The organism is Paenibacillus sp. GYB004, assembly GCF_036577605.1.
In the GTDB taxonomy this organism is placed as follows: Bacteria; Bacillota; Bacilli; order Paenibacillales; family NBRC-103111; genus Paenibacillus_AB; species Paenibacillus_AB oceani.
This window is the reverse complement of sequence record NZ_JARBDB010000040.1, coordinates 49320-63310: the sequence shown is the minus strand read 5'-3', so window position 1 is coordinate 63310 and position 13991 is coordinate 49320. Positions and strand designations below refer to the sequence as shown.

11 protein-coding genes are annotated in these 13991 nt (G+C 55.9%); 10 read left to right on the top strand and 1 reads right to left on the bottom strand.

Translation table 11 applies throughout. The annotated features are described in order from the left end of the window. The first annotated feature begins 21 nt into the window (after positions 1-21). Complete coding sequence (locus tag PV433_RS16610) at positions 22-453, top strand: GNAT family N-acetyltransferase (RefSeq protein ID WP_332073188.1); 432 nt, start codon at positions 22-24, stop codon at positions 451-453. Between the two features lie 188 nt (positions 454-641). Here PV433_RS16610 and PV433_RS16605 read toward each other — a convergent pair whose 3' ends face one another. Further along, a complete protein-coding gene (locus PV433_RS16605) occupies positions 642-1511 on the bottom strand; it encodes a copper amine oxidase N-terminal domain-containing protein (RefSeq protein ID WP_332073187.1) in 870 nt (289 codons plus the stop codon). Positions 1512-1830: 319 nt separating this feature from the next. On the opposite strand from PV433_RS16605, the gene PV433_RS16600 reads away from it, so the two are divergent. The 9 genes from PV433_RS16600 (at position 1831) to PV433_RS16560 (ending at position 13983) form a co-directional block, all read left to right on the top strand. Next, positions 1831-3243 carry an extracellular solute-binding protein gene (locus PV433_RS16600; RefSeq protein WP_332073186.1) on the top strand — a complete coding sequence of 471 codons (1413 nt, stop codon included), beginning with the start codon at positions 1831-1833 and terminating at the stop codon, positions 3241-3243. A gap of 156 nt (positions 3244-3399) precedes the next feature. Continuing rightward, the gene (locus PV433_RS16595) at positions 3400-4389 is read left to right on the top strand and encodes a hydroxyacid dehydrogenase (RefSeq protein ID WP_332073185.1); all 990 of its coding nucleotides are present in this window, start codon (positions 3400-3402) and stop codon (positions 4387-4389) included. A gap of 151 nt (positions 4390-4540) precedes the next feature. Further along, a complete protein-coding gene (locus PV433_RS16590) occupies positions 4541-5902 on the top strand; it encodes a chondroitinase-B domain-containing protein (protein WP_332073184.1) in 1362 nt (453 codons plus the stop codon). Positions 5903-5961: 59 nt separating this feature from the next. Then, the gene (locus PV433_RS16585; RefSeq protein ID WP_332073183.1) at positions 5962-7308 is read left to right on the top strand and encodes an ABC transporter substrate-binding protein; all 1347 of its coding nucleotides are present in this window, start codon (positions 5962-5964) and stop codon (positions 7306-7308) included. 408 nt (positions 7309-7716) lie between these two features. Further along, positions 7717-9015, top strand: a complete 1299-nt coding sequence (locus PV433_RS16580; RefSeq protein ID WP_332073182.1) for a sugar ABC transporter substrate-binding protein — start codon at positions 7717-7719, stop codon at positions 9013-9015. A 13-nt stretch (positions 9016-9028) separates the two neighbouring features. Next, a complete protein-coding gene (locus PV433_RS16575; protein WP_332073181.1) occupies positions 9029-10345 on the top strand; it encodes a sugar ABC transporter permease in 1317 nt (438 codons plus the stop codon). Continuing rightward, a complete protein-coding gene (locus tag PV433_RS16570) occupies positions 10346-11224 on the top strand; it encodes a sugar ABC transporter permease (protein WP_332073180.1) in 879 nt (292 codons plus the stop codon). It abuts the gene before it with no gap. 34 nt (positions 11225-11258) lie between these two features. Beyond that, positions 11259-13007 carry a glycoside hydrolase family 13 protein gene (locus tag PV433_RS16565; RefSeq protein WP_332073179.1) on the top strand — a complete coding sequence of 583 codons (1749 nt, stop codon included), beginning with the start codon at positions 11259-11261 and terminating at the stop codon, positions 13005-13007. A 61-nt stretch (positions 13008-13068) separates the two neighbouring features. After that, positions 13069-13983 carry a LacI family DNA-binding transcriptional regulator gene (locus PV433_RS16560; RefSeq protein ID WP_332073178.1) on the top strand — a complete coding sequence of 305 codons (915 nt, stop codon included), beginning with the start codon at positions 13069-13071 and terminating at the stop codon, positions 13981-13983. The last annotated feature ends 8 nt before the right edge of the window (positions 13984-13991 follow it).

The window sequence follows — 13991 nt, the reverse complement described above, 5'->3', positions numbered from 1 at the left end:
AGCAAGCTGGAGGATGATGAAGTGGATCACGCAGCTACACATGTGAGATGGGCGACCATCGAGGACGCGGAAGATCTTGTCCGTTTAAACCGGGAATTTAACGGCGGATATCGGGCCGTTGAACAGGTACAGGCGTCAATTGAAAGTAACCGGGAACTTGTTGCGCTGGCCTGCTTGGATGATACAGTCGTAGGATTCGCTTGTGCCCAATGGTTTTCGTCATTTTGTTACGATCATCCGTATGGAGAAATAACGGAAATGTATGTGCAAGAACACGCGCGCAGGAAAGGACTGGCTGCCGGGATGATCTCGTTGCTGGAGGAGGGGCTTCGGGAGCGCGGAGTGCGAAGTGTCAAATTGCTCACGGGGTTAACTAATGAAAGGGCAATTCAAGTTTACCAGAATTCAGGCTACCAAAAAGAGCGTGAATTATTGTTATCAAAACGATTTTGATTGCCATGGAGAAAAGAAATTAGCTTTACAGACGAATCCGATCAGGCTAATGTCGATCGACATTTAACTACCGAGCCGTCTGCAATAAACGTACCGAAAGCTCCGGCTTATGATCCTGGCCGGAGCTTTCGGGCTTCGTTTAGAAAAATTTATTTATTGCTTTTTAAAATCTAGATGAATAGTACGCCTTATTCCTCTTCAGTAATCACAACCGATTGCGTTTCACTTTCCCATTCTACAGCTGCTTTTAGAGCCTCGCTAACGAAACGAACCGGTACTACCGTGTTTCCTTCAACGATTGCAGCCGGTACTTCCAAAGTCACTTCTTTCCCATTCACATAAGCGGTTGCATTGTCGATAAACAGCTTCACGGTGATATCGTCACGCGTAACTGTGACGGAACGCTCGTCGCCATTCCAGCTCACTTCTGCTTTTAGAGCCTCCGAGATGGCGCGGAAAGGAACCAGCGTGCTGCCGTCACGGATGAATGGCGGCACTTCGACTGCCGGTTCTTCACCGTTTACATACAATTTAACGCCTTTTTTCCCCAGTTTTTCATAAAGCTTGCCCAACTTTTTGTAAGAATCGATATTTTTCAGGTTAGCTCTTATTGCATCCTTTTGCACATAGACCGCATCGGTTACATTGCCTTGGCTGTCCAAAATATCGGCAACGGCGGAAAGCGCTTTGTCCTTCTCGATTAACGCTTCCAGTTCAGCCTTTTGCTCCGCGCTAAGCATGACTTCGTATTTGTTCAGCAGCAGGTCTGCGATAACAGGTCCGGCCGGCTTGTCCTTCACATTCTCCAAGGCATTCAGAAGCCCCTTATATCCTTGTTTACCGTTGTTGCCGTAGGTATCGGAGGTAACAGAATCTTGTGACTCCGACTCGACCTTCGGTTCCTTTTCTTTCGCAGCCGCATTAGAATGAGCCGCAGCTTCCGCTTTATTGTCCGCGTTGCCGTTGTCGTTCGGCTTGGCCGCGAAGGCGGATCCTGCCATAAGACTTGTTGCCACCAGACAAGCTGCTGCGATTGACCATGCTTTCTTTGTTTTCATTTTGAAAGCTCCTTTGTAGTAGAATTACTTTCCAAATCTATGTACCCTAACATGTTCGATTTCCCCCTCGACTTTTGTGAGGGTGGAAGTAACGGGATCTTTAAATAATTCGCCAAACATGCGATTACCGAAAAAATCCCAATGATCGCACCGACGTTATACGCCCTATTGTTTCGGTTTGCGGAGCGGAAGGTGTGCGAGAGTTGACTTGAATTTCGGACATAGGCTATATTGAAGAGAAATGAACGGGTTAGAAATGAGTTACAGCGGCGAGCAAGCGACTCGTAGGAACCGTGCGGAAATGTGAGGAGAATCGATGGTGGACAAAGGAAGTCGCAAATTTTTTCGACAGCGGTTGGAGCATATGATCGAGGAGCTTCGTTCCGGTATCGTGACAGGCAAATACGCTGCGGGAGACTTCCTGCCGTCCGAGAGCGATCTGGAAGGGATGTACGGGCTGAGCAACCAGTCGGTTCGCAAAGGGCTGGACGTGCTCGTCCAGGAACGGCTGATCGAGAAAATTCCGCGAATCGGCAATAAAGTGACGGAGAAGCCCGAGAAGCCGCATACGGTCATTCGGTTCGGGTACCACAGCACGATGGAGAACGATGCGGGAGTTCGCGGGCTGCTGGACCGGTTTCATGCGTTATACCCGCATATTCAGGTGCAGACGGTGGCTCTGCCGACGAGCGGCTACGTCCCGTTCGTGCTGGAGCAGCTGCAGACGGGCCTGCTCGATGTCGTGACGGTGAACGAGATGAACGTGCGCGAGCTGATGGCGCAAGGAGCGGCGGACTTGCTGCAGCCCTGCGACATCCATCCGGATACGTATCCGTTCCTAATGCCGCTATTGCCGCCGATGAACCCGCCGGTCGTCCAGCCGCTGCTCTTCTCGCCGGTGATCATCTGCTACAACAAGGACCACCTCGAAGAGTGCGCGCTGCCGGAGCCCCACAGCGGATGGACGTGGCCGGAGCTGCTGGATTATGCGGTGCAGTTGGCGAGGCCCGGAGTCCGGTTCGGTTTTTACTTCAATATGTTCATGCGCAACCGCTGGCCGATTTTTCTGCTGCAGAACGGCGTTGTGTTCCAAAGGGACGGCGAAGGACGGTACGTCGTGGACGATGACAAACTGATCGCCAGCCTCGAGGTCGGCAAGCAACTGCTGGGCATGGCCGACGCCTTCCCGATTGCTTTGTCGGCCAGCGATACGGATGCGGAGGATTTATTCAGGGACGGGCAAGTGTCGATGATTATGACGACGTATTTCGGCCTGAATGAATTGAAGCGGGCGAACGTCACCTACGATATAGCGCCGCTGCCGCAATTTGATTCATTCCGGACGATGCTGGTGCTTATCGGGGCCGCCGTCAACCGGCAGAGCGCTCACCGCGAAGAAGCGTTGCTGCTTGCCGAATTTATGAGCGGGTATGAGACGCAGCAGCATATTCGCAAAAACACGATGAGCATACCGGCGAACCGGCGTGCCGCCGAATGGCGGGGCGAGGAGTCGGGGTACCGGCCGTCCCGGTACGGGATGTACCGCGAGATCGTCCCTTCGTACCGGACTGTGGGGGATTTGCAGTTAAGCTACTTGCAGCTGTCCCGTATGCAGCGGGACGTGAAGCTGTATTGGACCGGCCTGCTTAACGCGTATGATTTCTGCCGCCGGGTGGAGCAGACGCTGACCGAAGCGGGCCAAGGCCTCCAGCCGATGATGCCGACGAAATAAACAACCTCACATTGACTCGCAACTGACTGGCATTGTGCCAGTCTTTTTTTATTTTCACCGTTGACACTTGATGGTTATACGTTATAATGACAGTATATGTGGGTTAGATATGAGTCAATAGAAGATTGTTAATGCGGCTAATGGGAGTGGAACTAGATGAGAATTGCTGTATTGCCACCACCTGCGGGTCAGAAGCGATTGTTCTCCGCGCGGGCGTGGGAACGACTCCAATCGATGGGAACTGTGGCGTGCAATGAGATCGAGGAAAAACCGACGGAGGATTCGATTGCCGGGCTGATAACCGGAGCGGATATCGTCATCACGTCCTGGGGAACTCCGGCGCTGACTCCGCGGCTGCTCGACTGCGCCCCGCAATTGAAAGCCGTCATCCATGCGGCCGGCACCGTCAAACCGATCGTGACCCCGGCGCTGTGGGAGCGGGGCATCCGCGTATCGAGCGGCAACAACGCGCTGGCGATCGGCGTCGCGGAGACGGCGCTCGGATTCACGATCGCGACGCTGAAAAACATGTGGGCCTTGACGCAGAACATGAGGGACGGCCAGTGGACAAAAGGACGCGGCGACGTGCGGGAGCTCTACGAGGTAACCGTTGGCGTCGTAGGCGCAGGACGTGCCGGCCAGCACTACATCCGGCTGCTGCGCCAGTTCCATGTCGACGTGCTGGTGTACGATCCGGTCATGGACGCGCAGACGATAGCGGCGCATGGCGGGACGAAGGCGGATCTGGATACGCTGCTCGCCAGGTGCGACGTCATCTCCATCCATGCGCCGTCATTGCCGGCAACGTACCACATGTTCAATCAAGAACGTCTGGCCGCGATGAAGGACGATGCGATCCTTATCAATACCGCACGCGGCTCGATCATCGATGAGAAGGCGCTCGAGGCGGAGCTGCGCAAAGGCCGGCTGATCGCCTGCCTCGATGTGACCGATCCCGAGCCGGCGCCGCCGGATCATCCGCTGCGTCAACTGCCCAACTGCATGATGACCCCGCATATTGCGGGAGCAGTGACGAACGGCTTGAAGCGTCTCGGCGCCTTCGCCGTTGACGAGATCGCACGGCTGCAGCAGGGAGAGCCGCTGGAAGGAGAGGTAAAGGAGGAGCAGATGGCCGTACTCGCCTAACAATAAGGAGGTGTGTCCCATTCCATCCAGACTCAGGATGTGTCGGCGGACGAGTCGGGGAGCTGCGGCGGCAGCCATGCTGCTGCTGCTTGTCTCTTGCACGGCGTCTCCGCCGATAAGGGAAGCAGAGCACATTCAGGAGGCGGAGCACATGAACACGAGTCAAGAACGGCGCGGGCGGATCAATCCGCAAGCGGCGGCGGAGCTTCCCGGGGGCGCGCAGCCTGTGGCGATAGATCGGGTGCAGGACGCCCTGGATCAAGCGAAAGCGGGCGAGACGATCTGGGTCGCTTCGGGTACTTATGCAGACCGGCAATTTGTCTGGACCTACAAGGGCGAAGGTCCTGTGGCGATCCGGGCCCGGGAAGACGGCGGCGTCCGCTTGACGGGGGCTTCGCTTGTCACGATTCGCGGCAGCCGGCATGTCGTGCTGAGCGGTTTTTGGTTCGACGCCGTAACGTCGGACAACAGCGTCGTGTTGGATGGGTCGTCTGACGTTCACGTGACGGAAAACTACTTTTACCGCAACGGACGCACCCCGACGAGCAAGATCGTCGGCATTCGCAACGGTTCGGCCCGCAACGAGATTCATCACAATACGTTCGATCAAAGCTACGGGCAGTCGGTGGCGACCTACAACGGGCATACGCCGGATGACGTGAACAACACCGACAATCGGATCTACGCCAATTTGTTTTACAACATTCCGACGGTGAAAAGCGTGTACAACAAAACGAATGGAATGGAAGCGGTTCAATTGGGGCAGGGGCGCGATGTGCATGTCGTCCACCGGACTCAAGTGTATGAGAACGTGTTCGAGCATGTTGCGGGCGACCTGGATGAGATTATCAGCGTCAAAACGAGCGGCAACGCGATCTATCGCAATTCGTTTCTGAACAATCCGTCCGGATTGACGATCCGTCTGGGGGCGGGCAATACGATTCGGGACAACTATTTCGAAAATACGGAGAAAGGGATTCGCTCGTACGGGTACGATCAGACGATCGCGCGCAACTATCTGGCAGGCGGCCGGATCGGCATCCAGTTCCCGGCAGCGGACACGAAGACCGGCGAGAAAGAGCAGGTCGCCGCCCCGTATTACCAGTCCGACCGCTCGCTTATTACGGGCAACATCATCGTGCGGCCGAGCGAAGCGGCGTTCGTCTTCGGACGCAATTACAAGCCGGATCAGTGGCCGCTGCTGCCGACCGCGCTGCGGATCGAGGACAACGACGTGTACCTTTCGGCCGCCAGAGCCAAAGACTACACGATGCACGAGCAAGCACCGGCATTTGATCCGTCGATGGCAACGTTTAAGGGCAATCGTACGTTCGGGACGGACCGGCTCAACCGGGAAAGCGTCTCTGCCGGCGACCCTGCGGCGATTGCATTTACGATTACAGCCGAACCGGTTTTTCCTTCGCCCTCGGACTTCTGGGGCGAGGAGCCGCTGGGGAGCCGGGACAGCCGAACAGGGACGGCCTGGAAGCAGCCGGAGCCAGTCATACGTTAATCGTTAGCCAAGGGTAAGGGCATAGGGGAGTTCGTTCCAAAACAGAGAGGGGTAGATCAATGAACAGGACACGCACGCGCACATCGCTTATCGCAGCAGGATGTATGGCACTATTGCTCGCCGGATGCGGCAATGACGGCACGGCCACAAACACCGACGCCAACAAGGAAGGGGCGGGAGGAGCTCCGTCGGCCAAGGAAGAAGCGGCCCGGATCGCCAGCGAACCGACCGAGCTCGTCTTTTACAACACGTCGAACGGCTGGACGCAAGAGCGGTTTATGGAAGAGTACGGCAATCCGATTGCGAAGAAATTTCCGAACTACACGCTCAAATTCGTGACGCAAGAAAACAGCCAGACGCTGCCCAACTTGCTGACAACGGGTCAGCAAATCGATATTCTGATGGCCTCCATCGGGCTGACGCCGGCCTTCCTGTTGAATTACGGGCTGCAGAGCGATATCAGCGATCTGATCAAGAAGTACGGCTACGACTTGACCCGTCTCGAGACGTCTCTGGTCGATATTCAGCGGGACTTGGCGGACGGCGGCATCTACGGATTGCCGGTGACCAATACGTCTGCGGCACTGTTCTACAACAAGGACCTGTTCGATAAGTTCGGCGTCGGTTATCCGAAGGACGGCATGACGTGGGACGAGACGTTTGCTCTGGCGCAGCAAATGACGCGTCAGGACGGCGGGGTCAAATACCGCGGGCTCACGATGGCGTTCCAGCATGTGCTGTTCCTAAACCAATTGTCCGCTCCCCATGTGGATAAGAAAACGAATAAAGCGGCGTTTTTGCAGGATGGCTTTGTCCGTTCCTTTGAAAACCTGGCACGGTTTTACCGGATACAAGGCAACGAGCTGCCTAATAACAAGTTTGCGCTCGGTTCGCAGCGGGACGACTTCTACAAAGTGCAGGATATCGCGATGTTCTTGTCGCTCAGCGGATCGGCCGTATCGTTCGGCGCGATGAACTGGGATGCGGTGCAGCTGCCGGTGTTCGCGGACAAGCGCAATGCAGGGCCCCAGGCGTATCCGAACTACTTTTATTTGACAAATATGAGCAAAAAACGCGATGCCGCCTTCCAGGTGATGGATTACGTCACCTCGCTGGAATACCAGAAATGGCTGACGGAAAAAGGAAGCTTCCCGGTCGTGCGCGAATCGTCCAAACTGATGGAGGACTTCGGCAAAACGAACCCGATCTATGCGGGCAAAAACGTGAAGTCGCTTATGCCGCAATCGTTCGCGCCTGCGACGACAAAAACGAAGTTCCAGGATGTCGCCGACAAAGAAATTTTGAATGCGCTTAACAAATACGCGAGCGGAAGCGATGTCAATACGGCGCTGCGCCAAGCGGCGGAAGCGACCGACCAGGCGATAACCGCTACGGCAGCGAAGTAAGCAAACGGCGGCTTGAAAAGTGAAAGCCGATCGGATGAACCTGGAAAGGGATTCCATCCTGTGCATGAAAATCCGGCTGGCAGCTTATCCTAAACGATAGGCTGCCTTTGCTATTAGAGGCCCAAACGGATCAGGGTGCAGCGAAGCTGGGCACGAAATTCGCTTGCATGATTAGGCGCTTGCCGCTTACGCGGCAGCGGGCATATATTCGCGGGGGAGCGGCGGTCTCGTACCTCCCTGCTCGTGAGCGGGAAAGAGCCAATTAAGAGCGGTTTGTACCCTCAATCCCCCTTTATTTTCCATTGACTTTCCTTTTAGGGCGCGATAAGATAGGGGCAAATTAATACTTAAACGTTTCAGTACCAACTTCACTTAAACGATTAAGTATAATAAACAAGGGGGAAACGTATGTTGTTCAAACGATTGCATCTTTTCACCTCGGTCGCCGTTATTTCCAGCCTTGCGCTTTTGGCCGCCTGCGGCGGCAAGGCCAGCCCGGCGGCGGATCAAGGGCAAAGCCGTCCTGCGGACGAAACCGTCAAGCAGGAGGGTGGGTTGAAACCGGAGACGGGAGCGCAGCTGCTCGTATGGGAATCGAAGGGCCCGGAGCTGGACTATTTGAAAGCGATCGCAGAGCAATTCGAGAAAGAATACGGGGTCAAGGTGAAAGTGGAGCCCGTGCCCGCGATCGATTCGGTGAAAAAGCTGACGACGGACGGTCCGGCCGGCCTCGGGGCCGACGTATTCGCCGCTCCGCACGATCAATTGGGCAATGCCGTGCTGGCCGGGCTTGTTTTGCAAAACGACGTATTCGATGAGGCTGCGAGGGGCGAGTATATGGAGTCGGCCATCGACGGGGTGAGCAACAAAGGGACTTTGTACGGATTTCCCACGGCCATCGATACGTACGCGCTGTATTACAACAAAAGCCTGATGGCGGCCCCTCCGAAAACGTACGAGGATATCGTCAAGTTCGCCGCCGGGTACAACGACCCGAAAAACAAAAAATACGCCTTCATGTGGAACGTCGGCCAATTGTACCAGTCTTACTCGTTCCTGGCCGGTTACGGCGGTTACGTGTTCGGGAGCAAAGGAACCGATGCGGGCGATATCGGGCTGAACAATGAAAAAGCGGTCGAAGGCGCATCCTATATCCAATCGCTTAAGCAGATTTTGCCGTTAAATACGAACGACATCAACGACAATATCATTACGGGCTTTTTCCAGGAAGGGAAAACGGCGGCGGTTATTAACGGGCCGTGGCTGCAATCGAGCCTGACCCAGGTCAACTTCCAATACGGCGTCGCTCCGCTGCCGCTGCTGCCGAACGGCCAGCACCCGATCAGCTTCTCCGGCATCCGCGGCTTGTACGTCAATTCGTATACGAAATATCCGGCTGCGGCCAAGCTGTTTGCGAGTTATGCGACGAACAAGCCGAATCTGACGAAACGGTTCGAGATGACCAAGCAATTGCCGCCGAGAAAAGATATGATGGAAGATCCGATTCTTACCCAGGACGCGAACGCTTCGGCCTTCCTGGAGCAGGCGAAATACTCCACTCCGATGCCGTCGATTCCGGAAATGGGCAACGTATGGGTGCCGGCGGGCGCTGCGCTTTCCTCGCTCTGGAACTCCAATCAGGACCCGCGCACCGCCCTGAACAACGCGGTCGAGCAGATCAAAACAGCAATCAAGACGACGAAGTAAGGCGGTTACACGTATGAACTTGACACAAGAAGCCGGGCGGTACCGGACGAAGGCTGGCTTATTATCCGCGCTGCTGATCGGGCTCGGTCAGCTGTATAACAGGCAATACGGCAAAGGCCTGCTGTTCATGACGGGGGCGCAGTTGCTGTTCTGGACTTATTATCCGATCGCTTTCAAAGGAATTGCCGGACTGATTACGCTGGGGAAAGCGCCTACCCGCATCGTCGGAGGCAAAATCGTTCAAGGCGACCATTCCATCTTCCTGCTGATAGGCGGTCTCATCACGCTTGTCATCGTCCTGCTGTTCGTCGGCTTTTATGTGCTGAATATTTATGACGCCCGCAAAAACGGAGAACTTCGCGACGAAGGGCGGCGCGTTCCCGGCCTTATCGATTCGTTCCGGACGGCGAGGTTCCGGCATCTGCCTTATTTGCTCCTGCTGCCCGCCTGCGGCTTCGCGCTGTTCGTCACCGTCATTCCGCTGACGTTTAACGTGCTGATCGCCTTTACGAATTATTCCGCTCCCGCCCATATTCCCGACCGGGCGCTGGTGGACTGGGTAGGGCTGCGGACGTTCACCGATTTGTTCACGCAGGAAGCTTGGCGTTCGACCTTTCTCGGCATATCCGTCTGGAACATCGCATGGGCGGCGGCTTCGACCGTATCGGTCTTTTTCGGCGGGCTGCTGCTGGCGCTGATGGTGAATTACCCGGGCATCCGGTTCAAGCGGTTTTGGAGAACCATGTTCATTTTGCCTTGGGCGGTTCCGCAATTTATCTCGATTCTCGTGTTCCGGGTGTTGCTCAACGGATCGTTCGGTCCGGTAAACGATATGCTGATGAAGCTGGGCATCCCGGCCGTTCCGTGGCTTTCCGACCCGCTGATGGCGAAAGTGACGATCGTGCTGGTCAACCTGTGGTTTTCGACTCCGTTTCTAATGGCTCTGATGTCGGGCGTGCTGACGACGCTGCCCCGCGATTTGTACGAAGCGGCGGAAGTGGACGGGGCGTCGGGACGGCAGAAGTTCGTCGGCATTACGCTGCCGCTCGTGCTGGCGGCCACCGCGCCGATTCTCATTATGCAGTTCGCGTTTAATTTCAACAACTTCAACCTGATTTACTTGCTGACGGACGGCGGCCCGGACCATCCCGGCTATTACTATGCGGGGAGCACCGATATATTGATTTCGTGGATTTACAAGATGACGCTGAACCAGAGCCAATTCAATATGGCCTCGGCCGTCTCGATTATTATGTTTGTGTTTATCGCGGCTTTCTCGTTATGGAATTACAGGCGGATGAAGTCTACCCGAGAAGAGGATTTGGTCTGAATGTCGAAGCTGAAAAACAATGGACGTGACGGAATACGCGCAAATTCGGCGAAGTTCCGGGAGAAGCTGATCGTAACCGGCATCTACGCGGTGTTCGCCCTGCTGCTCGCGGCGATCGTATATCCGATCGTATGGGTGATCGGGACGTCGCTGAACCCCGGCACCGGACTACTGGTCAGCAGCATGTTCCCGGCGAATCCGACGTTCGGCCATTATGCCGAGCTGATCGGCGATACCGATTTTGTGCTGTGGTACGGCAATACGGTCAAGGTCGCGGTATGCAACGCCGTTTTGTCGACGGCATTGGTCGCGATAACGGCTTACGCCTTCTCCCGTTTCCGCTTCAAGGGCAGGAAGCAAGGACTGATGACCTTGCTCGTCCTGCAAATGTTCCCGGGCTTCTTGTCGATCATGGCGATTTTCGTGCTGCTGCTGCAAACGAAGATGCTCGATACGCATCTGGGCATCGTGCTCATTTACGCCGGAGGGGCCGTCTCGATGGGAACGTGGGTGATGAAGGGACATTTCGATACGATCCCGCGCAGCCTGGAGGAAGCGGCTTTTCTGGACGGCGCTACCCATAAGGACACGTTTTTCAAAATTATTCTTCCGTTGTCGCTGCCTGCCGTGACGTTTGTGGCGCTGAACAGCTTTATTACGCCGTTCATGGATTTCATCTTGCCGCAAATCGTCCTCAGGTCGTCGGAGAAAATGACGCTTGCCCAAGGGTTGTACAATATGGTCGCCAACGAGACGAATTCCAGCTTTACCGTATTTGCCGCCGGGGCCGTGCTCGTCGCATTGCCGATTACGCTGCTGTACATGTATTTTCAGAAATATTTGATCGGCGGACTCGCGGCCGGCGCCGACAAAGGCTGACGAAGCCGGTATTTGGAGGATGGGGGAGTGCGCCATGCACGTTGAAGCGATCTATCACAGGTCGACGGACAGTTATTGTTACGCCTATGACGACCGGACGGTCCACATTCGGCTGCGCGCCAAAAAAGGCGATCTGCGGACTCTCAAAGCTTTATACGGAGACAAATACGATTGGGAACATACCGCGAAGGAGAAACATCTGCACAAGATCGCCAGCGACGAGCTGTTCGATTATTGGCAGGCCGAGCTGACGCCTCCGTACGGCCGGCTCCGCTATGCGTTCGAGCTGGCGTCCGGCACCAGGAAGCTGTGGTATACGGAGCAGGGCTTCTCGGAGCGGAAGCCGCAAGATCCGCTGTCCTGCTTCGACTACCCGTTTCTGTGGCCGAGCGAGGTGTTGAAGCCGCCGGAGTGGGTCAAGCGGGCCGTTTTTTATCAAATATTCCCCGAACGGTTTGCGAATGGTGATCCGGCGAACGATCCGGCAGGCGTCCGTCCTTGGGATCAGGACGATCCGGGACCGCACGATTATTACGGCGGCGATCTGCAAGGGGTGCTGGACCGGATCGATTATATCCAGTCGCTCGGCGTCAATGCGGTCTATTTCACTCCGCTGTTCGAGGCGCGGACGAACCACAAGTACGATACGTCGGATTATCTGCGTATAGACCCCCATTTCGGAGACGCCAAGCTGCTGAAACGGCTGGTGCAGGCGTTCCACGAACGCGGCATTCGCGTCGTCCTCGATGCGGTGTTCAACCATAGCGGCTTTTGGTTTGCGCCTTTTCAGGACGTGCTGGAGAAGGGGGAGGCGTCGGCTTACCGCGACTGGTTCCATATCGACGAATATCCGCTGACGAGGGAGCCGCGGCCGTCCTATCGCTGCTTCGCCTTCGAATCGCACATGCCGAAGCTGAATACGGCCCATCCGCAAGTGCGCGATTATTTGCTGGACGTGGCGCAGTATTGGGTTAAGGAGTGCGATATCGACGGATGGAGACTGGACGTGGCCAACGAGGTCGACCATGGGTTTTGGCGGCAGTTCCGCAAGACGTTAAAGTCGTTGAAGCCGGATCTGTATATTCTGGGGGAAATTTGGCACGATGCGATGCCGTGGCTGAGAGGCGACCAGTTCGATGCGGTGATGAACTATCCGGCGACGGAGGCGGTGCTGCAGTTTTTTGCCAAAGGCGAGATCGATGCCGATACGTTAGCGGATCGGATCAACCGGCTGCTGGCCGGCTATCCGCAGCAAGTGAACGAGGCAGCGTTTAATATCGTCGGAAGCCACGATACCCCGAGGCTGCTTACGGTCGCCGGGGACGAGCGGAAAGGGAAACAGGCCGCGCTGTTTCAATTTATATTGCCTGGGACGCCGTGCGTGTATTATGGTGACGAGACGGGAATGCAGGGAGGGGCCGACCCGGACTGCCGGAGGCCGATGGTGTGGGACCCGCACCGGCAAAACGCGCAGCTTCTCGACTTTTACCGCCGCCTCGTCTCGCTGCGCAAGTCGAACCCCGCCCTGCAGGAAGGCTCGTTCGAATGGCTGTATGCCCGGGGCCGCCAATTGGTCGTGCGGAGAACTCATGCCAGCGGGCACGTGTACGTGTGCTTCAATCATGACGCCGCTCCGGCTCATCTCGTGTTCGCCGTCGAGCCGCACGTTTCGCCCGTTCCGGTGTGGGGGAACGGCGTCGTTCAGATGGCGGAGGAGAAGGCGAACGTCACCTTGCCTCCGTTCGGCTGGCACGTACTGATCGCGGTGTCCGGGAGCGATTGACAAATCGGATGGCGTGTGATTAAATCGACTGAAACGTTTAAGCAAAGGCGGCAGATTTGAGATGAAAAAAGCGACTATCAAAGATATTGCTAAGGCGGCCAACGTGTCGATTGCCACCGTCTCCTATATTTTGAACGACGTCAAAACCCAATCGATCTCCGACGAGACACGGGTTAAAGTATTGAAAATCGCCCAGCAGCTCCAGTATGTGACGAACCGGAGCGCCCGTTCGCTGAAGCTGCAGAAAACCGGGCTGATCGGGATTTTATTGTTCAAAGATTTGCAGCCCCACCGCTGGTCCGAGCTGAAGTACGTCAAAGCGTTGTACCGGATCGAACGGCTGTGCAGCCAGCTCGGCTACCATACGATCTTCATGCAGATCGAAGGGGACGCTCCATCCTATGACATGATCCGGGAGCGGAATCTGGACGGGGTGTTTCTGATGAACGTCGACCAGGAGCGATTTGCGACCATCTCCCGCTACTTCGGATTCGGCATTCCCGTCTTTGCGATCGACAGCCATATCGAAGATACGATCTTCCATAAAGTGCTTCCCGACTTCGCGGCCGGCTTCCGGTCCGCGCGGGAGAAACTTGGCGAAGAGCCGCATTTCCTCGTGATGGACGGGTATAACGATTCGCAACTTGTCGGGCAAATCAAGCGGCTGTCGGGTATGGACGAGGAACGGATTCACGTGTATGAGGGGGCCGAAGGGTTGAACGCTTTTTTGGCCAAGTACCCCGGCAGTCCGGGAATCGTCGTCAACGAATTTTTGGCAGGCGAGGCAGTGCGGACTCATGACCGGATCGTCGCTGTATGCACAAGCGATTGTCCGGAAATGCTGGCGGAGCGGATCGCCAAGGTAGCGTTCGATCTGAGCGATTACAAGCGGATTGTGGACATGATGGACCGCAACATTCACGATGCGGATCACAGCAGTCCGGAGAAGTTCCTTTATTTGCCCGTTATCTCGTAAGACAAGGA

Bases quoted from the DNA above. Each gene is read 5' to 3' on its own strand.
- PV433_RS16605 (WP_332073187.1), bottom strand. From the start codon at position 1,511: ATGAAAACAAAGAAAGCATGGTCAATCGCAGCAGCTTGTCTGGTGGCA.
- PV433_RS16595 (WP_332073185.1), top strand. From the start codon at position 3,400: ATGAGAATTGCTGTATTGCCACCACCTGCGGGTCAGAAGCGATTGTTC.
- PV433_RS16590 (WP_332073184.1), top strand. From the start codon at position 4,541: ATGAACACGAGTCAAGAACGGCGCGGGCGGATCAATCCGCAAGCGGCG.
- PV433_RS16585 (WP_332073183.1), top strand. From the start codon at position 5,962: ATGAACAGGACACGCACGCGCACATCGCTTATCGCAGCAGGATGTATG.
- PV433_RS16580 (WP_332073182.1), top strand. From the start codon at position 7,717: ATGTTGTTCAAACGATTGCATCTTTTCACCTCGGTCGCCGTTATTTCC.
- PV433_RS16575 (WP_332073181.1), top strand. From the start codon at position 9,029: ATGAACTTGACACAAGAAGCCGGGCGGTACCGGACGAAGGCTGGCTTA.
- PV433_RS16570 (WP_332073180.1), top strand. From the start codon at position 10,346: ATGTCGAAGCTGAAAAACAATGGACGTGACGGAATACGCGCAAATTCG.
- PV433_RS16565 (WP_332073179.1), top strand. From the start codon at position 11,259: ATGCACGTTGAAGCGATCTATCACAGGTCGACGGACAGTTATTGTTAC.
- PV433_RS16560 (WP_332073178.1), top strand. From the start codon at position 13,069: ATGAAAAAAGCGACTATCAAAGATATTGCTAAGGCGGCCAACGTGTCG.